Here is a 21269-nt window from a genome sequence, read left to right on the forward strand (position 1 = left end):
ACGCTCTTAAGCTGTGGTTAAAAGCTGTGCAAGAAGCACCTAGGCTTCTTTCCGGGTGGAAAGGTCACCAACCTTAGCAAACACACCAAATTCCACTTGTTCTTCCAAACCAGGATCAACCCCAGCAAATACGTCACGGAACAGAGTCCGGGAACCATGCCAGATGTGACCAAAGAAGAAGAGCAAGGCAAAGACAGCGTGGCCAAAGGTAAACCAACCCCGGGGACTGGTGCGGAATACACCATCAGAGTTGAAGGTTTCCGTATCGAAGTCGAAGCCTTCACCCAACTGAGCTTTCCGGGCAAACTTCTTCACATCACTGGGATTGCTGAAGGTCTGGCCGTCTAAAGCACCACCGTAGAAGCTGACGGTAACACCGGTTTGTTCCACACTGAATTTAGACTCGGAACGACGGAAGGGAATATCCGCCCGGACTACACCATCCGCATCGGTCATGATGACGGGGAAAGTTTCAAAGAAGTTAGGCATACGCCGTACCTCCAGTTCCCGACCTTCTTTGTCTTTGAATATGGGGTGACCAATCCATTCCTGGGCAATGCCATCACCACTGTTCATAGCACCGGTACGAAACAAACCACCTTTAGCGGGGCTGTTACCGACGTAATCGTAGAAAGCCAACTTTTCAGGGATGGTGGACCAGGCTTCAGATAGGGAAGCTCCTTCTGCTAACTGGCTATCAACCCGGCGTTGGATTTCTTCTTGAAAATAACCCTTATCCCACTGATAACGGGTGGGGCCAAAGAGTTCGATGGGGGTGGTGGCATTACCGTACCACATGGTACCGGCCACGACGAAAGCGGCAAAAAATACAGCGGCAATACTACTGGACAATACGGTCTCAATATTCCCCATGCGGAGGGCTTTATACAAGCGCTCAGGGGGCCGTACCGTAAGGTGGAAAAGACCGGCAATGATACCGACAATACCAGCAGCAATGTGGTGAGCCACTACCCCACCGGGGTTAAACGGGTTAAAGCCAGCTGGTCCCCATTCCGGTGCCACTGGCTGTACGTGGCCCGTCAGACCATAGGGGTCGGATACCCACATGCCAGGGCCCCAAACGCCGGTGAGGTGGAAAGCACCAAAACCGAAGCAGAGCAAACCAGACAAGAAGAGGTGAATACCAAACATTTTGGGCAAATCCAATGCGGATTCACCGGTACGGGGGTCAACAAATAATTCCAGGTCCCAAAATACCCAGTGCCATACGGCGGCTAGGAACAACAGACCAGATAGAACGATGTGGGCAGCAGCTACCCCTTCAAAGGACCAGAAACCGGGATCCAAACCAGTTTCTCCGGTGACGCTCCAGCCATTCCAGGAACTGGTGACACCGAGGCGGGCCATGAAGGGCAAAACAAACATGCCTTGCCGCCACATGGGGTTAAGCACAGCATCGCTGGAGTCAAAAATGGCCAACTCATAGAGAGCCATAGATCCAGCCCAGCCAGCCACTAGGGCAGTGTGCATTAAATGGACAGAGATGAGTCGCCCTGGATCATTCAGGACAACTGTATGAACGCGATACCAAGGTAGTCCCATTGACGCTCCTTCTAGTAACGAATAGTGTTTTGTGTCTTAAAGACGTTTTAATTTTTATTCTGCGTTGGGTAAATAAAACCCTTGTCTATAGGTTGTGTTAACCGAACAAGACAGACAGAGTCAAGTTTTATCCATTATCCCTTACAAAGTGAGAATATTTTGAAGGATTGTAACGAGCGGCCAGGATTTCTGCAAGCTGTCCAGGGGATAGGCAAAGGGCTTGAATGACCTAGGGACGGTGCGGTTAGCCCCACCTTGCTCCCATAAGAAACTGGCGATCGCCCATGGCGCGGCCACGATGGAATGGCCAGGGACTACACTTTTGTTGCTGACCTGATGATGGGGGTGAGCGAAGCTGAATTCATCAGTTTGGGGAATACTCCAAAGTGCGGATTCCACCGTCGGTTTGATTACTGTCTACCGGTCCAGGGACAACAAATGAAAAAATGACTACAAAAAGCTAGTGACAAGGAAAAAGTAAAATGCCGATCGCCTTGGGGGTTTCGATTTTACCTATGGCAGAGGTGATGGGGTTGAGCAAAAAATATTCTGACCGTTTTTAGCTATTTACGAGTGATACTCAAGGGAATTTCTTGATGTTCTTGTGGCATTCCCCAAAATTCCTGTAGTGTGGGCCCATTTTTCACTCGGCGATCGCCAAAGAAAAAATTAATCAGCTCATGTACTAAAACGCGACGACCCATCAGGGTAAACCAATACATTCCCCGTCGCGAAGCTTTATTCGGTTGAAACAATAAACGCCATAGTGCTTTCGGTCGAGTTTGTAGCAAAATTTCAATCAACTTTACCCACAGAAAAATTCGCCAGGGAGGCATATGGGTAGCTGCTAAAACTTGGTGCTTATAGTCCCATTTGGTTTGATCAAGTTGGATGACACGCCTTTCCGATGCAATGCCATAGAAACTAGTCCAACGATGGGGCGTAACGTACAACGACATAATTTGATCGGGATCGTAATACAGTAACTGCTTTAAAGCCTGAATAAAATCACGATCTCTAACCTCTTCAAAATCCGTTACCCAAGTGGCAAGGGAGAGAATATTATGCTGTCTTAATAATCGAATTGCTTCACGATCAGTGCTTGTCTTACTTCCTTTTCGTATGTGCTTGAGCGTAGCTTCATTTGTATTTTCCATACCTAACAAAAATCGCTCGACTCCTGCCCTGCGGTAAAGATGTAGAATATCGGCATCCCGTACAATATCATCTGCTCGAGTTGAACCGATAATAGTTATGGATATATTTTCGGCGATGATAGCTTCGCAAAACTCTTGCCAAATGGCTTTATTTACCGTTGGATTTTCATCCGCTAAATTAAATAATTGTACGCCGTGAGTTCGATGGAGCCAGACAATTTCCTGGGCAAATTTTTTAGGATCACGATGTCGCCAACGGGCCCAAAATCCCCTTTGTCCGCAATAGTTACACAAATGGGGACAACCCCGGGAAAACTGGATAACCACGGCCTGTTTACCGCCATAATAACTATATTTTTTCAAGTCTACGAGTTCCCAGCCCACACGATAGACATCAAGGTCTTGAATCATCGGAGCAGGAAGCGTTTCAATAATTTGTTCGTCGCGACGGAAGGCAATACCATCTACTTTATTTAAATCATTATGATTTTCAAGGGCGGCTATCAATTTGGCAACAGTAGCTTCACCTTCACCTCGAACAATAAAATCAATTTGGGGTTCCTTTGTTAGGATGTCATGAAAATGATAAGTCGGAAAAACACCACCATAAACAATTATCAAGTTTGGCAATCGTTCACGTAAAAACAACGTTAGGCGGCAAACGATGGGATGGGCAGAAGTTGATCCAGAATGCCCAATCAAAAGTAATTGTGGGCAATGAGCGCAAACTCGTTCTACGATTTCACTGTCTGTAAGTGGACCAAATTCAGCATCGAGCAGAGTAACATCATGGCCAGCATCCAACAATGGGCCACCAATACTTAAAAGCCCCAGAGGTGGCAGTTGTTCCTTTGGAATTCGGCTACCAATGGCCGGGTGGGGTGGGTTTAAAATGAGAATCCGCATTATTGTGCTTTATCCACTTTTTTTAGTCAGGGTCAGGCCATCCATGTCTCGATCTCCTAAGATTGTTCAAAAGCGCTCGCTAGTCTGATGATGACTAAGTAGATATTGGTAAATTATTTGGATATACGCAAAAAAAGCTAGCTTTATTGTTTAAGTGAACCTATCTAGGGTGCGGTATTGAATAGCTTCCGCCAGATGAGATGCTTGGATATGCTCCGATCGCCCTAGGTCAGCGATGGTGCGGGATACTTTCAAAATGCGGTCCATGGCCCGGGCGGAGAGCCCCAGTTTTTTGATCGCTCCTTCCAGCAGTTGACGGCAGTTTTCATCCAAGTGACAAAATTGACGCAATTGCCCTGCCTGCATTTCGGCATTACAACTAATTTTTGCATCTTTACTAAATCTGGCGATCGCCATGGCCCTGGCCTTGGCTACTCTTTGCCGCACTGGTTCTGAACTTTCTCCCTGGCCTTGGCTAGTCATTTCCTCTGGCTTAAGACGGTTAACTGCCACCTGTAGATCAATGCGGTCCATCAAAGGGCCAGAAAGCTTAGACCAATACATTTCCCTCTGGCGAGGAGAACAGGAACAGGCTTGAATGGGATCGCCAAAATAACCACAGGGACAGGGATTGGTGCTGGCAATCAGGGTAAATTGGGCTGGGAACATGATGGTTTGCTTGGTGCGGGAAATGGTAACGTGCCCGTCCTCCAAGGGTTGACGCAAAAATTCCAACACATTGCGTTTAAATTCTGTCAGTTCATCTAAAAACAAAACCCCCCGATGGGCCAAGGAAATTTCCCCCGGCCGAGGAAAACTCCCCCCTCCCACTAGGGAAGGACCAGAGGCGGAATGGTGGGGACTGCGAAAAGGACGCTGACGGATTAATTGTCCCCGTTCTTTCAGTAACCCTGCCACAGAATGGACTTGGGACACTTCCAACGCTTCTTCAAATTGGAGCGGCGGCAAGATACCAGGCAAACGGCGAGCCAACATGGTTTTCCCACTGCCTGGTGGGCCGACAAAAATCAAGTTATGGCCTCCGGCGGCGGCAATTTCTAAGGCTCTCCGGCCATGGGATTGCCCTTTCACATCTTTCAAATCCAAACAAGGCAGGGAGGTGTTCCACTGTTGCTTGGCATCCTGGGCATTAACTGGGGTAAATTTTTCCGGTGCTCCGAGAAAGTCCACCACTTCTTTAATGTGGTCGAAGCCATAGACTTTTAAGCCCTGCACCACGGAGGCTTCCAAGGCGTTGCCCGACGGTACCACTATGCCTGCTAAGCCCATTTTTTGCGCTGTGGCCGCAATGGGAAGAACACCGGCGATCGCCCGTAAACTGCCATCCAGGGACATTTCCCCTAAAAACAAATAATCTCCCAATAGTTGGGCATCCACCTGCTCCGATGCGGCCAGGATGCCAATGCCAATGGGTAAGTCAAAGCTGGGGCCTTCTTTACGTAAATCGGCCGGGGTGAGATTAATGACAATGCGCCGCACGGGGAAAGCAAAGCCCGCATTCTTTAACGCCGCCTTGACCCGTTCCCTGGATTCCTGCACTGCCGTATCTGGTAGCCCCACCACGGCGATCGCCGGAAGCCCAGCGGAAACGTCTACTTCTACCCCGACCTTAATGGCATCAATGCCCAACAGGGAAGCACTCCAAACCCTTGCTAACATAGTCGACCCACAAACTCAGTTCACCTAGCCTGATTTTACCTATCAAGATAACATGGGAAAATTTTCACTAAAGGTCCCAAACTCTGCAGGGTGACAATGGACTGTGGGCTTAGTTAGCCAAGAGGCAAGATAGCTACTCTGCTCAGACGCAAAGTAGCCTACTTAGCGCCATAGAAAAAAGCAATTTCTTTATCCTTGAGGGGTGCAAAGCCAGCGTCAATTAATTTTTGGTCTAGTTCTGCCTGGACAATATGTTTGGCTCCAATGCGGACAATGCGGGAGCGCATGGTATTACTGACCCCACTGCGTTGCCGACCTGCTTCCAAGCCCATCACCTGATGATAGAGTTCCAGCTTGGCTTCGGGAATGGCACTGCCATCAAAATCAATGCCAGCGGCGATCGCCTGGTCAATGGCATCGGCTCCTTTAGTTGTATTAGCCATGATCAATATTACCCTCGAGTTATTTTACTTTAATTATCCTAGCGAAAAAGGGTCACTAAAATTACCAATTCCCACCGGATAATTATCGTTATTAAATCAAATTAGTGCCATTAATTAGTGTTATTAATCTCCATTTAGCCAGATGGTTAGTAATCTAACTACCATGATGATGGCAACAATAAACCCATGTGGCCGGATAATCGAAGTAATGTTCCTTTTTCCAAATGGGTAATCTCAGTTTAATTTGGTCAATAACATACTGAGTACCTTGAAAAGCAGCTTGGCGATGGCTAGCCACAGTCCCCACCCATACTGCAGTTTCACCAATTTTTAAATGGCCACTACGATGGACGGCGATCGCCTGGTGGAGATCATATTTTTCTTTAGCTTCAGCAATAATTTTAAAACCCTCGTTGATGGCTAACTCCCGATAGACTTGGTATTCCAAAGAGTCGACTTGTTTACCGTCATTGTGGTTTCTCACCCAACCAGCAAAAGTTACTAGGGCTCCAGCTTGGTCACACTGTAAAGCTGAAATTAAAGGTTGGGTATTGATTGGTTGATCACTAATGTCAAATAAAGCTAAAGCCATGGAAATTAACCCCCAGCAACGGGGGGGATAAAAACAATTGTGGACTGGTCTAAAATTATATTTTCCATGGTGGTAAATTCATCATTAACTGCCACTTTGACTTGGGAGGAGGATAAATTAAAACCATGACGTTTAGCCAAGGAATCATAAAGTTCTTGGTAGGTATTTAGCTTTGTTACTAAACTTTCTTCTGCAACCTTAGCCTGTTCTTGGAGAGAAGCAAAATATCTGAGTTTAATTGATTTGGCCATAATCTTCAGGACTATTAATATTAGCGATATCAAATAAATTATCCGGTTTAATCAGCTGACAATCTGCCATTTGTAAAATTTTAACTGGACAATGTAAACCAATATTTTGGGCTTTAGTAAATAACTGTAGAGCAAGGGGAGTATAAAAACCACAGAGAGCTTCGGGAAAACCTTGATCCGCATTTTCGTAGCAAGTTGCCACCAAATCTTGGCGAGCCTGGGCAATTAATTTTTCCACCATTGTACTATTGATATAGGCTAAATCACAGGCAATAATGAGCCAATTAACCCCAGGATAGCTCTGCAAAGCCGTTAAAATTCCCGACATCGGCCCCACACTTTCTCCCCTATCTACTAGGGTAGGTAAATTTTCCAACGGTGTTCCTTGCCACTGACTAGGACGGGCAGACAAGAAAACTTGCTCGCAATATTTTGCCAACAAATCATAAATATATTGCCCATGGGGTTGCCCTTGATAATTAATTAAAGCTTTATCTTTCCCCATGCGTCTACTTTTTCCCCCGGTCAACACTAAACCGTAAAGGGGCGTTTGGCTAACATCAGCTTTACCACCAGTTTTTTCGATTAATTTAGTATTTTTGATGATAATTTCTGAGCTGATAGATTTACACATATCGTAAATAGTCAATGCTGCCACTGAAACCCCGCAAAGGGCTTCCATTTCCACGCCAGTTTTGTAATTAGTGTTAACAGCACATTGTAAAAATATTTCTAAATAATCTCGCTTTTGATAAACAATATTAATATCAAATTTACACCCATGGATTGGCAAAGTGTGGCAAAAGGGAATCAGATCCGCTGTTTTTTTCACCGCCATAGTACCGGCGATAATCGCTGTTTGAATAACCGGCCCTTTCTTGAGAAAAATTTCCTGTCCTGTTAAGTAATCTTTGATAGCTTTGGGTAACTGCACTATGCACTGGGCCACCGCCCGGCGATCGCCAGCTACTTTTTGACTAATGTCCACCATACGGGGCTGTTGATTTTCGTCAAGATGGGTAAACATTTATCCTCCAATTTGATGCATAGCGTGGCTAACTTCAGGGGGACGCAAATAGGGCTTCATCCCCAATAATTGCTGATAAACATGTTGGCGTTCCAAGGATGAAAAGTTACGAATATTGATCCCTTCATTTTTAAGTAAACAAGCCCTTAGAGTGCCATCTACCGATAACCGCCAACGGGAACAATGACCGCAAAATGGCTGGGATTCGGAGGCAATAAAACCGATTATGCCTCCACAACTAGTGCTGTAACGAAATGCCGTAGCATCTAAGGCAGATTGGATCGGTTTTAGGCTATATTTTTGCTGGATTTTTGCCAGTAACTCTTGGGCAGAAATAAACGTTTTTTCTTGGTGTCGACAGGCATATCCAATACGCATAATTTCCAAAAATCTAATTTCCATTTCCCATCGCTTAGCATATTCAATAAGATCAAAAATTTCACGGTCATTAATTTCCCTCATTACTACAGTGTTAAGTTTGATTTTAAATCCCTGACGAGAAGCTAATTCAAGATTACGAAGAATTGTATTAAGGCAATTGCGATGGGTGATTTCTGAAAAAGTTTTGGCGTTTAAACTATCGAGACTAACGTTTAAATCCAGAACATTATTCTCCCCCAGGGTATCTAAATGTCGATCTAGAACAATACCATTAGTGGTTAAACCAATCTTTTTAAGTTTTAATTGACCGATGGCTCGGACAATTTCAGTAAAATTCCTTCTTAATAAAGGTTCTCCCCCCGTTAAACGGACTTCTTCCAAGCCCAACGCAATTAACTCTCCAATAATTTCCCCATATTCCTGACAAGATAAATAGCTTGATTGCTCAAGAAATATTGCATCTACTGGCATACAATAATGGCAACGCAAATTACACTGATCCGTGAGGGAAACCCTCAATTTACGAATGCGACGGCCATAACTATCAACTAAGGTCTTAGACATGGGCAATGCTAATTCTACCAGGCATAGAAAGGAAAACATTCTCCAGCCTGAAAAGATGCTTGGTGTTGGGGTAATTCCAAAAAGCCATCACTGCCAGCTAGGGCAATAAATTCCCCGGAGTTTTTGACTGGCAGTGGCTCAGCTTTAATCACCGCTTGGGGTGTGTGACTTAGTTTAACAGGCAAGAAATAGGTTAAATCTTTTTTAAAAGTAAAATCCGTAGTTAACTGAGCGTAGATTGGAGCACTATCCAAAAAATAGCGATGTAGACAAACAAGGCTAGAAATTGGATTCCCTGGCAGACCAATAATAACAGTTTTACTCCGATGATCAATACCAAAATACATTGGTTTACCAGGCTTTTGAGCCACACCATGGATATATTTAGTTACCCCCAATTGGGACCAGACTTCTGGTAAATAATCAAATTTTCCTTTAGAAATACCACCGGAATAAATCAAAACTCTATATTCCAGTTTAGCCTTTTGATAATGGCGAATAATTACTTCTTTATCATCAGCTAAGTGGGTCAAATTTACGTTTTGAAACCCTCGGCTTTGCAAAGATACTTGGAGCCCATAAATGTTAGAGCGACGTAATTGATGAATTTTTGGCTTTTGAGTAATTTCTACCAATTCATCCCCAGTAGAAATAATTTGGATGCGGGGCTTTTGTTTAACTCTAACTTTAGTTTTTCCAAAGGAAGTAATAATATTCCAGGCAGGACCATTTAACTTTGAGGAAGATTCTAAAATGACTTTGCCTGCTCGACAGTCACTAGCCTTGGGGTGAACAAATTCCCCCGGTTCTCTCTGCCGAGGATTAATAATTTTTACCTGATTATCGGCGATCGCCACTTCTTCGTAAGGAATAACCAAATCACAATTCTGGGGTAGTAGGGCTCCCGTCATCACCTCTAAGCAACCGGTCTGGTCTGGCAAACTAGATTGCGGAGTCCCAGCGGCCACCGTCCCTAAAAGCTTGAAATGACGACGGCCCTGGTGGTATTCCGACCAAGCCAAGGCAACTCCGTCCATCATCACCCGATCGCCGGGGGGATAATCCCGGTCAGCTTCAATGGATTCTGCCAAAACTCTCCCATAGCTACCATCAACATCCATGGTAGTATCACCAAAATTGGGCCAATGGGCTTGGATAATTTCAACGGCGGCGGCAACGGAAATCATTTCGGTGGTCCCCCATTACCATTTCTTGTAGGGTAAAAACTTACCATTCATCGTTACTTTAACCCGATCGCCTTTAGGGTCTGCTTCCTTCTCAATGTCTAAGGTGAAGTCGATGGCACTCATGATACCGTCCCCAAATTTCTCATGGATTACTTCCTTCATGGGCATACCGTAGACCTGCATGATCTCATAAAAGCGATAAATGAGGGGATCTGTGGGCACAACCGGCCCCAAACCCTTAACCGAAGGAGCAGTCAGTTCGGGCACAAGATCATCGCTCAAGCCAAGGCAGTGAAGAAGTTTCTCCGCCTCATCAACGGAGGCGCTGGCCTGTCGATAAATCACAGCAGCAATCCAGACTTCATCCCGTCCGAGCAATTGTTCTAAATCAGCAAACGTGATTCCCTTTGCTTTTTTTGCTTCCAGCAGTTTTGTCGTGATAGCGGAAATTTCAGTGCCAGCCATGGGTTTCTCCTTGTGATTAGTTGTAATTAAATGTGATCCAATAATTTCAGTTCAATGGAATTATTTTTTCGGTGAGTAAGTTACCTACCTATCCACGAACCATTGCCGCCCAGCAGAGTTCAAAGCCATGGGATTCCCACGGGAAAACTCCCACAGGGTATTACAGCTGATAAATCTGGGGACATTAACGATGGGGAAGCGGACTAGGACTAGAACCCTAAAATCAACGCCGCACAGCGCCAAATTGTTCAATCAAAATCTGAGCTAACAAAGGCTGCAGTTCATCACAGGGAATACTCTTATGGACACAGGTACCCAAATGGGCATCCTTACCCACTTTTCCCCCCAGATAAACATCGGCACCATCCACTGTTTTGCCATCTTTCCGCACTTTGGTTCCCATCAGGCCAATGTCCGCCACCTGGGGTTGGCCACAGGAATTGGGACATCCAGTCCAGTGGATCCGCACGGGCTTAGGCACCGTCAACTCTTTTTCCAAAGCCGCCACCATGGCCAAAGCTCGATTTTTTGTTTCAATCAAGGCAAACTTGCAAAACTGCGCCCCCGTACAGGACACCACTGACCGTTGCAGATTGTGGGGGTCAACTCGAAACTTAGTTAATAACGGTTCCGCCAACAAAGCCTCCAGTTTTTCGTCAGGGACATTGACCAAAATTAAATTCTGTTCCACCGTCAGCCGCACTTCCCCACTTCCATAGGTATCTGCTAAACGGGAGAGTTCAAAAAAGTCATTGGCATAGAGACGGCCCACCGGCACATGGAGACCCACGTAATTTAACCCGGCTTGTTTCTGGGGATGAACCCCTAAATGATCTCGCTTATCCCAATCTAATTCGTCCTTAGGAGCCGCTGTTAACAGAGGGAAAGGCAACTTAGCGGCCACTTCTTCCCGGAATTTAGCCACCCCCCATTCATCAATTAGCCACATTAGGCGGGACTTTTGACGGTTAGCCCGCAGACCATGGTCACGGTAAATTTCCAAGATAGAACGGCATAAATCCACCACCTGCTGATCCGGTTGCACCCAAGCATCGAGGGGAATAGCGGCTTCACAACGACGGGAAGAGAAAAAGCCCCCCACCACTACGTTAAAACCGAGAATTCCCTCCCGATAGGCTGGGACAAAAGCCACGTCGTTAATTTCTGCGTGGACAGAATTATCCCGGCTTCCTTCGATGGCAATGTTAAACTTCCTGGGCAAGTTGGTGAATTCCGGATTGCCCCGACCACCATTGGTGATCATGTCCTGTACCCCTTGCACCAGGTCTCTGGTATCAATCAATTCATCTTTTTCCAACCCTGCCACCGGAGAGCCTGTGATGTTACGGACATTATCCATGCCGGACTGGACCGAGGTTAGACCACAGCTTTCCAGCTTGCTAAAAATATCGGGAATATCTTCAATTTTGATGCCCCGGACCTGCAAATTTTGCCTGGTGGTGATGTCCCCATTGCCCCGATCGCCGTAGCGGTTAATAATGTCGCCAATGACCTGTAATTGCTGACTGGTGAGCAAGCCGTGGGGAATACGAAAACGGAGCATAAACTCGCCGGGGGTGACAGGGCGGAAAAAAATGCCTAACCACTTCAAGCGCAGATCCCGGTCCTCTTCGGGGATATTTTCCCAACCAATCTGGGCAAAATGTTCCAACTCAGCCCGGACAGCCAAACCATCTTTGGTTGCCTTAACGGTCTCAAATTTATTAGCCACAACGCTTCAAGCCAGATAACAGTAGAGATCAATATAGGGTTCCCGTTTCGTTAAAATTTGTAACGTAAATTACACTCAGCCAAGGCATATGCAGTTTACGCATTTAGCATATGCGTTAAATTTTGTTAAACATGTTTTAGTCAATCATCATCATTATTGACCAATGATATTGATGGTATAGGCAAGGATCAATGAAGTCCTGCAGGGGGGCAAAAAAGCATTACCAGCCAATAAATTTCTATAAACTCAAATTCAAAAAGCTTTGTGAACAATTAAACCGAAAAATATTTATCGCCAGCAAAAATTTGGGGCTGGTGGGGAGTTGCCCTTCTCCCCGCAGCATTCTGAGCTTGTTTTCCTACATCCCTTGGGGCGCTGAAATACCAGGTAAAGCATTCAACTGGGCCGCCGTGAGGGGATTACCCCCAAACTGTTCCACCGACCAAGCCAATGCTCCCGTTAAGCCTGCATTGTAATCAATGGCCACTTCGTTGCTGATGTAGTCATCCCGGGAGTCGTTATAACTAAAGTCATTGGCCGCAGTGGGACCGCCCACCAAAGCACCGAACAAAATATGCTCATTGGGCAAGCCGTTGCGGAAACCGTCCCAGCCCACTCCCGAAGCTGCCCGATGGTGGGGCTGTTGGGGAAAATCATTGCCGTAACCCACCATATAGCTAGCATTGCGGGGATTACTGCCTAAAATATAGTCCACTGTGTCCTGGGCTAACTGGGCATACTTACCAGTGGGATCGGTTAAGCCGTCGGAATAGACCGCTGCCAGCATTGCCGTATTGGCCGCGTAGCGTAGGGAACCCCATTGGCTAATAAACCGCAAACCGCCGTCAGTGATTTGCACCCCATCGGTGCCATTGACCCAAGCATCTAGCCAGCGGGTCACATCTTGTTTAATCGCTTGATTACCGGTGTCTTGGGCTAATATTACCGCCACACCATAGGAGGCATCGTCCCAATTGTGGGTCCAACCCCGACTCAATCCCCCAATGTCACTGTTGTAAATGTTCAATGCCTTTTGCAGATAGGCAGAACCATCCCCCCCTGCACTATTAACCGCCCGGGACAACCACGCTGCCCCATAGGCCAACTCATCTTCATAGCCACTCCAGGAGTTGTAATAGTTCCGCACTTCGGGAATAGAGTCGGAATATTTACCCCGGTAGGTGTCCGCAAATCGATATAAAGATTGGGCATTGACTAACAATTCATCCGCATAGGCAAAATCCCCCGCTTCTCGGAACAGAATAGAAGCCGCCGCCAGGGCCGCCGCTGAACCCGCCGCCACATCGGAACCAGGTTTATTAGCAGTAACCGCCATGGCTGGCCGGGCAATGGTTTGGCTTTCCGGGGCACTCCAGAGGGAATGATCTGCTGAAGCGTTACCCACCTGGGCGACAAAAAATACTGTCTCTCCATTGGCGTTGGTAACGTGAGCTTTGAGTAGATAGTCCGTCCCCCACCGTATGGTTGCAAGGAGATCATCCATTTGGCCACTGGTTTGGTAACCGTCCGTAAATTCCACGCCGCCCCAGGCCAGGGTGGTTAATGTGGAAGCAAGGGGTAAGCCAAATTTGCCGTGGTCCCCCGCATCATGATAACCACCGGTTAAATCCAGGCTTAAACCTGCTTGTAAATTACCGCTACTTTGTCCACCAAAATAAATGCCATCCCGGCCATCCCTTAACCCGGAATCTCCCCGCCAGTCAATGCGTTTAGTGGATTCGTCTAAGTCTCCAGAACGGTTGGCTTCGTAAAACAGGAAAGATTTTTGCAACGCTTCGCCGTAATTATGGTCCCCATTGGCGATCGCCGGGGGATCGACGGGATCAACAGGATTGGGGTTAGGATTAATGGGGTCAGTGGGGGGATTGGGATTAGTGGGAGTTCCTCCAGTATTACCACCAGAGCCAGTGCTGGGTTGACCAACTATACCGCCACCGAGAAAGAGTAAATCTGCGGTTAAGGCCCCGTCGTTGGCGATCGCCGTTCCTTGGGTACCGTTAAAGCCAACTTTGACCGAACTGCCAGGGGCAATGGAAGCGGCCCATTCACTGCCGGTGACCACATAACGGGTAATGCCTCCTCCTAAATCTGTACTTTGGACAGTGGCTCCCCAGGGGCTACCGGAAATTTTATGCACCGTATCAAAGGTAAAGCTCCAGCTATTAAGCTTAGTTCCCGAAACGTTAGTTACAGTCAACTCCGCCGTAAAGCCATTCCACCAACGATTACCTCCCACCGTGACAGTGAAAGGACTAGTGGGAGAAACAGGATCGGTGGGTGGGGGCGTGACTGGATCGGTGACCGGAGGATTGGTAGTGCCTCCCCCCATGCCATCACCGGGATCAGAACCGTGGTCCATACCGCCGCCATGGTCATGGTCACCGTGATCATGGCCACTACCATGACCCCCAGCACCGCCGCTAAATTCCCCACCACCAATGGGAGTTAAACCATTACCGGGCCTGCTCTGATGACCATCGGTAATTTGTCCCGCTGGCCCCTGGGGAGTGGCTAAACCAGTGCGACTAACAACGGTAACTTGCTCGACAGTGACCCCAAAGGCATCTTCTAAGCGGTCTTCCACCACCTGGTCATGGTGAAATTCCAAATTAGCCGGAATGAGTTGACTGCGGGTTACCCCCACCAGCAACAAAGTTTGTCCCGTGGGTTGGGTGGCAATTAATAAACCCTCCGGCGTATCGCTAACGGTTAATCTTTCCCTAGTGCCGTAGTAGAGAAAGCTCAACTTCATGGTGGCGGGGTTAAAATTCTCGATCCGTTCCTGCACCCCATACTCATGGGAACGGACATAAACCGTATTACTATTTCTTGCCCCTAAACCTAATTCCCAACTGAGGACTCCGCCAATGTCCTGCCGCAGATGCTCGTTCTGCACAATGCCAAAATTGGCCGCTGTCAAATCATCAAAGCTAACTCCCCGGATAATCTGAAACTCAGGAGTCCAAGCCCAGGGATTAATGATGGCCACTTTCCCGGTGCTGGTTTTACCAAGGATGAGGTTATGCACCGACACATCGCCAAAATCCAACCTATCCACAGCGGGATTGAAACCGACAATATCGGCGGCCGCAGGATTGGCAGCAAATACTCTACCAGTGCCGGGGTTAGGAGTGGGATCTACGACTGGATCCGTGGGAGGAATAGGATCTGGATGCTGATGTTCTCCCCCAGTCCCCCCAGTATTGGCATTAACGTCGGTGAATAATAAAGCAGAAGTCAAAGAGCCGCTATTACCGATCGCCGTTCCCTGGGTACCATTAAAACCAATGGTGACGGAACCACCGGGGGGAATACTCGATGCCCAACCAGCCCCAGTTAATGTGTAGCGGGTGATGCCATTGCCCAAATCCACGCTGGTAAAAGTTGCGCCCCAGGGATTACCGGAAATTTTGTGGACAGTGTCGAAGGTGTAAGTCCAATTGCTGAGGCTAGTGGTAGAAGTGTTGGTGATGGTGAAATCAGCGGTGAAGCCATTCCACCAGAGGGAGCCGCCCACCGCTACGGTAATGGGGGAAAGGATGCTATTCATAGGGAGGAGCGTTAAAGGGAACTTTTATAACTTAAGCAACAATTTCTGGAAACCTAAACCCTTCAAGTGGAGGGTTTTTTACTGGTCATTGCCATCCTCCCCCCTCGTTGGCGATCGCCTATAGGTAAATACTCCTAAGTTGTTCCTTGTTGGCAGACAGTAATGGGAATATTTCCCCAGAGAAAATTTACAATTAGTTGCATTTAGTCTCCCCAATTATTAGTTTGATCAAGTTGAATATTTGGCTGAAAAGACATTCAATAGCTTTAACTTAATGCCAAAATTACATGGCAATTATGGATTAAGATCTAGCAACGGGAAGGGATTTTTTCCGCACCATAACCTTCTGGAATCGCCACAAATAGGCAATAGAGGCCGCCGCTAGGCCAATGTATGTTCCGATCCAAACCCCTGCCCCCGATAGAGGGGTATAAAATCCCAGTAAATAGCTTGCGGTTAAACCAATGCCCCAATAGGCGATCGTGCCAAGCACCATGGGAATGCGGGTATCTTGTAGTCCTTGTAAGACACCGTTGGCTGTTCTTTGTAACCCGTCCAATACCAGTCCAAAAGCAGCAATCTTCATAATGGAAATACCGACATTTAAAGCCTCCCCATTGGCAGGGTCATTAAGGTCAAGATATAGTCCGATAATTTGCTGGGGATAGGCCAATAAAGCGATGCCAGCGGTCAGCATGAATAATACAGCCAAACCAATACTCACCAAGGCCGCCTGTCGAATTTGTGGCCAATGCTGTTGACCAAACCATTGCCCGACCCGAACGGTGGCCGCGTAGGACATGGCCAGAGGAACCATAAACAGAACAAGCACAGTTTGGGACACCACTTGATGGGCCGCTAAAATCGGTGTTCCCAATGCCCCCATAAAAAAGCTAGCGGTTAGATATAATCCATACTCCAAAACGGCGGCGATACCGATGGGACCTCCGACCCAAAGTAACTGTTGCAGAATTCTTGGCTTCAAATGATGGAGAGAGTCGAACAATGAATATTGATGGAGGGGTTTGTGCCAAAGCATATAAACCAGCAAGGACAGAAACATAATCCAATGGGCACTGATACTAGCAATGGCTAAGCCGGTAATTCCTAGGGCAGGAAACCCCCATTTGCCAAATCCCAACCCATAGTTGCCAAGAATATTAAACAAAGTTGCTGCGATCACAATCAGCATTATCGGCCGCGCTTGGGAAAGGGCAATAATACAGCCCCGGAGCGTAGCAAAGGCGATCGCCGGAAATAAACCCCAGGCCATCACATTCAAATAGGAATCTGAAAGAATGATGGTTGTGTCAGCCTGGCCAGACCAATGCATCACCCCGTTGAGGTGGGTTATGAACAACATTCCCGGAATTGATAGCAGTAGGACAATCCATAAACCCTGACGAGTTAATTGCCCAATGCGCCGGGTTTGGCCAGCGCCATAGGCCTCTGCCACTAGGGGGCTGACCCCGGAGATTAATCCCACCCCAGTCATCATAAATGCCATAAAGATCATAGTGGCTAATCCCCCCGCCGCCAGCACATCCTGCCCCAGCCAACCCATCATGACCGTATCGACAAATCCCGTTGCCGCCTGAGCCATTTGAGCACCGGCCAGGGGCACTGCTAATTTAAGAAATTCACGGGCCTCTGCTTGCATGCCAAATCGCATTGAAATATCTGTCATAGCATTGACCCAAAGAACTAAAATAGTTATTAAATATGAAAAAACAAATTTTCTCTAAAGATATTCCCTAGAGCCACCAACCAGCGCTGGAAACCATTTGGCAAACGTCGGCAAAAGATGAAAAATTGGGAAACTATAGCTGGGCCAGTTTCAGAGCAGTGGCAATGACCTGGGAGCGCAGGGGGTCTTCCAGGGGAGCAAAACCGTGTAAGTGGGTTAACCAAAGACCGTCCATAGCTAATCGAATCACCGTTGCTACGGCCGGATCGAGCCCGCTAGCCATAATCTGCCCATGGCACTCTTGCCAAAAATGTCGCATGGGGGCCAACAATTCAGGATTGGTGAAGTTTGCGGCCAGCAAATTGAAATGGAGTTCATAATTTTCCTGGTCGTCTAGCGCTGAGGCTCGAATATAAGCCCTAACCCAATGCCCTGGGGTGTCGGGGGCTGGATCATTGGCAAGTTCCTGATGCAATGTTTCCACAAACCTGTCTAGGGCCTGCTGAACCATGCCCGCAATTAAAGCCTCCTTGGTGGGAAAGTAGTGTAACAATCCGCCTTTGCTCACCCCTGCTTCACTAGCCACCGCATCCAAGGTGAGGGCGTCCACCCCTTGACTAACAATGACTTGATTAGCCGCAGTTAGTAGTTGGCTGGGTTGGATGGACTTGGAACGAAGCCTTTTTCCAGAAACCATATAATTTCGCCTCCGCAGATAATGCAAATATTCTTTTTTAAATTGACAGAAGACCTGGAAATAATTAAACCGTCCAGTTGGTTGGACACTTTCAAGATACCGTCCGGTCGGTCGGAAGTCAAGTTCACCGGGGCGCAATAATTTGAAGATTACCGCGGAGAAAATTTACAATGAGTTGCATCCAGTTGATCCCATTCCCAACTCCAGATTTTTTTAATGCTTTCCCTTCTACGAAAATATTTTGCTTTGCTTATGCCCTCCCTCTGGGGCATTGTGTTGGTAGGTTTGTTGCTGTTTTTTCCTTCCCCAGTCTGGGCAACGGAAAGCCCCATTCCCCTTACCGATGAACAGTTAGAAGTGGGAGATAGCCTGACGGATAAAGCCTTTGCTGCCACTGAAGCAGGGGATTTTGTCACCGCCGAGAAATATTGGACGGAATTGATCGAAAAGTTTCCCCAGAATCCGGCTGTGTGGAGCAATCGGGGTAATTCCCGGGTTAGCCAAAACAAATTGGACGAGGCGATCGCCGATTTTAACCAGGCCATTGAGTTGGCACCGGAACAAACGGATCCTTACCTCAACCGGGGCACTGCCTTGGAAGCTAAAGGGGAATTTAAAGCCGCCATCGCTGACTATAATCGGGTTTTAGCCGTTAACCCGGAAGATGCCTTTGCCTACAATAATCGGGGTAATGCAGAAGGGGGTCTAGGGAATTGGACCAGTGCATTGGAAGATTTCCAGCAAGCCACGGCGATCGCCCCTAATTTTGCCTTTGCCCAGGCCAATACTGCCCTAGCGTTGTACGAATTGGGACAAAAAACCGAAGCCATTCAAACCATGCGTCGTCTGGTGAAAAAATATCCCATGTTTGCGGATATGCGGGCCGCCCTCACCGCTGTGCTCTGGGTAGATGGCCAACAGGGGGAAGCGGAAAGTAATTGGGTGGCCGCTGTGGGGGTAGATAGCCGTTACCAAGATCTGGACTGGGTGAAACAGATCCGCCGTTGGCCCCCCAGTGTGATCAGTGCCCTAGACAAATTTTTGAGCTTGAGCTAAAAACCCTTTCTCGCGAAGTTTGGATAGCTTTCGACCCCGTCCATTCGCTAAATTGGAATTATTCAGTCCACCATTGACAAGACTATGCTCGATATTCAGGCGATCGCCGACCATGCTCACCAGGGAGCCGCTGCACTGGGAATTAAACAATATGACATCTACGGTTCTTCCGTGGATGATGCCGGAGTGGAGGTGGATTCTGGAGAACCGAAGCAGGTGGAAGCGTCAAACCGGGCCAGTGTAATTGTGCGAGTCTGGAACGAAAAGGGTTTGGTGGGGGTAACCAGCACCACGGATTTGGACCAAGCCGGCATTAGTTTAGCCCTGGAAACCGCCGCCGAAGCCAGTGCTTTTGGCATCACAGATAATATTCCCGACTTCAGCCCCGAAGCCCAAGTGCCCATCGGTGGCGCAGAGAATGACGTGGCGGAGCCGGCCCCTATGGGGGATTTAATTACCACACTAGTTAAAGCTGAGCAGGACTTATTGGCCAGCCATCCCGCCATCACCGGGGTGCCCTACAACGGTTTATCGGAACAGACCACGGAGCGGTTTTACCTGAACAGTGCTGGGGCCAAACGCTATGAATGCCGTTCCTATGCTTCCATTTATCTTTACAGTCGGGCAGAACAGGAAGGTAAAAAACCCCGCAGTGCCGGAGAAATGAAAATTAGTCGGGATTTGGCCAGCCTCGACATTGATGGTTGCTTACAAACAGTTAAAGAGAAAACCCTTAGCCATCTGGATTACCGCCCCATCCCCACCGGAAAATACACCGTCGTCTTTTCCGCCCGGGCTTTTTTGAGTTTGCTCGGTGCTTTTTCTAACCTTTACAATGCCCAAAGTATCCTCGATAAACAGTCCTTAGCTACCAAGGAAACCCTCGGCACGGCGATCGCCAGTGAACTGCTCTGTGTCAGCGATGATGCTCTGCACCCAGGGAATATCTCAGCGGAACGGTTTGACGGCGAAGGAACCCCCACCCGGAGAGTGGACATTATTAAAAATGGGGTTTTAACTGGCTTATTACACAGCGCTGGCACTGCTAAGCGGTTTGATACCCAACCCACTGGCCACGCTAACATCGGGTCTAAAATCACCGTCGGAGCCCACTTTTACCATGTGTATAGCGAGAAAACTGCTGAAAAAAGCTACAGTCTTGATCAAGCAGAAAACGTAGTTTATATCGATAAACTCCAAGCTCTCCACGCCGGGGTCAATTCCCTCCAAGGTTCCTTTTCCTTACCTTTTGATGGTTGGTTAGTAAATAAGGGTGAAAAGCAGAGTATTGATGCGGCCACCGTGGCAGGGGACTTTTTAGAAGTCTTAAAAACTATTGTTTACCTGGAACCGGAAGCAGAAGTCACCCCAGGGGGAGTGTGTCCCCTAGTTTGGGTGGAAGGATTGGCCATTACCGGGGAGTAGGTTAAGTACTAAAGTGCATGGCAGTGGGATGATAGGCCATGATCGCCCTGGTCGGACTATTTTGGGTAGAGACAATCGGTGTAATTATCGCCAGCAAATAGTTCTCTCGCATATTCCGCTGCTATTTCCCCCACTGTCAAAGCTTGCAAAGGAAAAACATCGGTAATATCCGACTCTTTTGGGGCAAAGAAGCCCGTAATATAAAGCCGTCGCCCTGACTTTTGCAGGGGAAATTCAAATTTGGCGATCGCCATAAAATTACTAAATCGTTAGAATAAAAGCCTAATTATTTCTGAAAACGGTAGCCTATGTTAGCGCTCCAACCCCGCTTTAAAAGCTTTGACGAGTATCTTGCGTACGAAGACGATACTGATCAACTCTATGAATTATTCAATGGGGAATTAATCGCTGTGCCGACGGAATCGGGTTTAAACTTTCAAATTGCCACATTTTTACTGCTCAAATTTGCTGAAATTGTCGGTTATCGACGGGTACGGGGACACGGTTTAGAACTAGAAGTTCACGGCGAACCCAAAAACCGTTTTCCTGATTTGACGATTATTCGAGAAGAGCATATTGCCCAATTAGCTAAACGCAATACGATTCGGTTATCGATGTTACCGCCCTTGCTAGTGGTGGAAGTTGTCAGTCCGGGGGAATTACAACGGGAGCGGGACTACATTGCGAAGCGTCAACAATATCAAGCCTGTGGCATTCCTGAATATTGGATTGTCGATCCCCAAACCCAAACGGTCTTGGTTTTAGAATTATTAGCCGGTTGTTATCAGGAAGTAGGTAATTTTAAAGAGGTAATGGCAATTCAGTCCCCTACGTTTCCCCAGTTATCGTTAACTGTTAATGAAATTTTTAAGGATCTTTGATTAA

18 protein-coding genes are annotated in these 21269 nt (G+C 47.4%); 3 read left to right on the forward strand and 15 right to left on the reverse strand.

The window, feature by feature from the left end; translation table 11 throughout:
• Positions 1 to 39: 39 nt before the first annotated feature.
• From psbB to H6G46_RS03810, 14 genes are all read right to left on the reverse strand, one after another.
• Positions 40 to 1563, reverse strand: a complete 1524-nt coding sequence (gene psbB / locus H6G46_RS03745; protein WP_010873685.1) for a photosystem II chlorophyll-binding protein CP47 — start codon at positions 1561 to 1563, stop codon at positions 40 to 42.
• Between the two features lie 563 nt (positions 1564 to 2126).
• Positions 2127 to 3626 (reverse strand): magnesium-protoporphyrin IX monomethyl ester anaerobic oxidative cyclase, encoded by a 1500-nt coding sequence (bchE, locus tag H6G46_RS03750; protein WP_010873684.1) that lies wholly within the window; start codon positions 3624 to 3626, stop codon positions 2127 to 2129.
• A gap of 150 nt (positions 3627 to 3776) precedes the next feature.
• Positions 3777 to 5306, reverse strand: a complete 1530-nt coding sequence (locus H6G46_RS03755) for a YifB family Mg chelatase-like AAA ATPase (RefSeq protein ID WP_010873683.1) — start codon at positions 5304 to 5306, stop codon at positions 3777 to 3779.
• A 158-nt stretch (positions 5307 to 5464) separates the two neighbouring features.
• The gene (locus H6G46_RS03760) at positions 5465 to 5749 is read right to left on the reverse strand and encodes a DUF4090 family protein (RefSeq protein ID WP_010873682.1); all 285 of its coding nucleotides are present in this window, start codon (positions 5747 to 5749) and stop codon (positions 5465 to 5467) included.
• Between the two features lie 154 nt (positions 5750 to 5903).
• Positions 5904 to 6341, reverse strand: a complete 438-nt coding sequence (locus H6G46_RS03765) for a molybdenum cofactor biosynthesis protein MoaE (RefSeq protein WP_010873681.1) — start codon at positions 6339 to 6341, stop codon at positions 5904 to 5906.
• 5 nt (positions 6342 to 6346) lie between these two features.
• Entirely contained in the window at positions 6347 to 6592 is a 246-nt protein-coding gene (gene moaD, locus H6G46_RS03770; RefSeq protein WP_010873680.1) for a molybdopterin converting factor subunit 1, read from the reverse strand.
• Entirely contained in the window at positions 6576 to 7619 is a 1044-nt protein-coding gene (gene moaC, locus H6G46_RS03775; protein ID WP_010873679.1) for a cyclic pyranopterin monophosphate synthase MoaC, read from the reverse strand. The genes moaD and moaC overlap by 17 nt, the downstream gene beginning before the upstream one ends.
• Positions 7620 to 8603, reverse strand: a complete 984-nt coding sequence (gene moaA / locus H6G46_RS03780; RefSeq protein ID WP_010873678.1) for a GTP 3',8-cyclase MoaA — start codon at positions 8601 to 8603, stop codon at positions 7620 to 7622.
• Positions 8579 to 9751, reverse strand: a complete 1173-nt coding sequence (locus tag H6G46_RS03785; protein ID WP_010873677.1) for a molybdopterin molybdotransferase MoeA — start codon at positions 9749 to 9751, stop codon at positions 8579 to 8581. Before H6G46_RS03785 ends, moaA begins: the two co-directional genes overlap by 25 nt.
• 15 nt (positions 9752 to 9766) lie before the next feature.
• Positions 9767 to 10216, reverse strand: coding sequence for a cyanase (gene cynS / locus H6G46_RS03790; protein WP_010873676.1), 450 nt, complete (start codon positions 10214 to 10216; stop codon positions 9767 to 9769).
• 223 nt (positions 10217 to 10439) lie between these two features.
• Positions 10440 to 11948 carry a ferredoxin--nitrite reductase gene (locus H6G46_RS03795; protein WP_010873675.1) on the reverse strand — a complete coding sequence of 503 codons (1509 nt, stop codon included), beginning with the start codon at positions 11946 to 11948 and terminating at the stop codon, positions 10440 to 10442.
• Positions 11949 to 12306: 358 nt separating this feature from the next.
• Positions 12307 to 15519: a glycoside hydrolase family 9 protein gene (locus tag H6G46_RS03800; RefSeq protein ID WP_010873674.1), complete on the reverse strand. Its 3213-nt coding sequence runs from the start codon at positions 15517 to 15519 to the stop codon at positions 12307 to 12309.
• A 301-nt stretch (positions 15520 to 15820) separates the two neighbouring features.
• Positions 15821 to 17206 (reverse strand): MATE family efflux transporter, encoded by a 1386-nt coding sequence (locus tag H6G46_RS03805; protein WP_010873673.1) that lies wholly within the window; start codon positions 17204 to 17206, stop codon positions 15821 to 15823.
• Between the two features lie 133 nt (positions 17207 to 17339).
• Positions 17340 to 17903: a TetR/AcrR family transcriptional regulator gene (locus H6G46_RS03810; RefSeq protein ID WP_010873672.1), complete on the reverse strand. Its 564-nt coding sequence runs from the start codon at positions 17901 to 17903 to the stop codon at positions 17340 to 17342.
• A gap of 216 nt (positions 17904 to 18119) precedes the next feature.
• Between H6G46_RS03810 and H6G46_RS03815 the strand changes: the two genes are divergently transcribed.
• Both H6G46_RS03815 and H6G46_RS03820 read left to right on the forward strand, forming a co-directional pair.
• On the forward strand, positions 18120 to 18959 hold the full coding sequence (locus H6G46_RS03815; protein ID WP_010873671.1) for a tetratricopeptide repeat protein: 840 nt from the start codon (positions 18120 to 18122) through the stop codon (positions 18957 to 18959).
• An 84-nt stretch (positions 18960 to 19043) separates the two neighbouring features.
• Positions 19044 to 20384 (forward strand): TldD/PmbA family protein, encoded by a 1341-nt coding sequence (locus H6G46_RS03820; RefSeq protein WP_010873670.1) that lies wholly within the window; start codon positions 19044 to 19046, stop codon positions 20382 to 20384.
• A gap of 56 nt (positions 20385 to 20440) precedes the next feature.
• Here H6G46_RS03820 and H6G46_RS03825 read toward each other — a convergent pair whose 3' ends face one another.
• A complete protein-coding gene (locus H6G46_RS03825) occupies positions 20441 to 20638 on the reverse strand; it encodes a hypothetical protein (RefSeq protein WP_010873669.1) in 198 nt (65 codons plus the stop codon).
• A 54-nt stretch (positions 20639 to 20692) separates the two neighbouring features.
• On the opposite strand from H6G46_RS03825, the gene H6G46_RS03830 reads away from it, so the two are divergent.
• Positions 20693 to 21265, forward strand: coding sequence for a Uma2 family endonuclease (locus H6G46_RS03830; protein ID WP_010873668.1), 573 nt, complete (start codon positions 20693 to 20695; stop codon positions 21263 to 21265).
• Positions 21266 to 21269 lie beyond the last annotated feature (4 nt).

Source organism: Synechocystis sp. FACHB-908 (assembly GCF_014698595.1).
Taxonomy (GTDB): Bacteria; Cyanobacteriota; Cyanobacteriia; order Cyanobacteriales; family Microcystaceae; genus Synechocystis.

What these genes read in the sequence shown, in the direction of transcription:
- psbB (WP_010873685.1), bottom strand. Translation starts at nt 1,563, where the DNA reads ATGGGACTACCTTGGTATCGCGTTCATACAGTTGTCCTGAATGATCCA.
- bchE (WP_010873684.1), bottom strand. Translation starts at nt 3,626, where the DNA reads ATGCGGATTCTCATTTTAAACCCACCCCACCCGGCCATTGGTAGCCGA.
- H6G46_RS03755 (WP_010873683.1), bottom strand. Translation starts at nt 5,306, where the DNA reads ATGTTAGCAAGGGTTTGGAGTGCTTCCCTGTTGGGCATTGATGCCATT.
- H6G46_RS03760 (WP_010873682.1), bottom strand. Translation starts at nt 5,749, where the DNA reads ATGGCTAATACAACTAAAGGAGCCGATGCCATTGACCAGGCGATCGCC.
- H6G46_RS03765 (WP_010873681.1), bottom strand. Translation starts at nt 6,341, where the DNA reads ATGGCTTTAGCTTTATTTGACATTAGTGATCAACCAATCAATACCCAA.
- moaD (WP_010873680.1), bottom strand. Translation starts at nt 6,592, where the DNA reads ATGGCCAAATCAATTAAACTCAGATATTTTGCTTCTCTCCAAGAACAG.
- moaC (WP_010873679.1), bottom strand. Translation starts at nt 7,619, where the DNA reads ATGTTTACCCATCTTGACGAAAATCAACAGCCCCGTATGGTGGACATT.
- moaA (WP_010873678.1), bottom strand. Translation starts at nt 8,603, where the DNA reads ATGTTTTCCTTTCTATGCCTGGTAGAATTAGCATTGCCCATGTCTAAG.
- H6G46_RS03785 (WP_010873677.1), bottom strand. Translation starts at nt 9,751, where the DNA reads ATGATTTCCGTTGCCGCCGCCGTTGAAATTATCCAAGCCCATTGGCCC.
- cynS (WP_010873676.1), bottom strand. Translation starts at nt 10,216, where the DNA reads ATGGCTGGCACTGAAATTTCCGCTATCACGACAAAACTGCTGGAAGCA.
- H6G46_RS03800 (WP_010873674.1), bottom strand. Translation starts at nt 15,519, where the DNA reads ATGAATAGCATCCTTTCCCCCATTACCGTAGCGGTGGGCGGCTCCCTC.
- H6G46_RS03805 (WP_010873673.1), bottom strand. Translation starts at nt 17,206, where the DNA reads ATGACAGATATTTCAATGCGATTTGGCATGCAAGCAGAGGCCCGTGAA.
- H6G46_RS03810 (WP_010873672.1), bottom strand. Translation starts at nt 17,903, where the DNA reads ATGGTTTCTGGAAAAAGGCTTCGTTCCAAGTCCATCCAACCCAGCCAA.
- H6G46_RS03815 (WP_010873671.1), top strand. Translation starts at nt 18,120, where the DNA reads ATGCTTTCCCTTCTACGAAAATATTTTGCTTTGCTTATGCCCTCCCTC.
- H6G46_RS03820 (WP_010873670.1), top strand. Translation starts at nt 19,044, where the DNA reads ATGCTCGATATTCAGGCGATCGCCGACCATGCTCACCAGGGAGCCGCT.
- H6G46_RS03825 (WP_010873669.1), bottom strand. Translation starts at nt 20,638, where the DNA reads ATGGCGATCGCCAAATTTGAATTTCCCCTGCAAAAGTCAGGGCGACGG.
- H6G46_RS03830 (WP_010873668.1), top strand. Translation starts at nt 20,693, where the DNA reads ATGTTAGCGCTCCAACCCCGCTTTAAAAGCTTTGACGAGTATCTTGCG.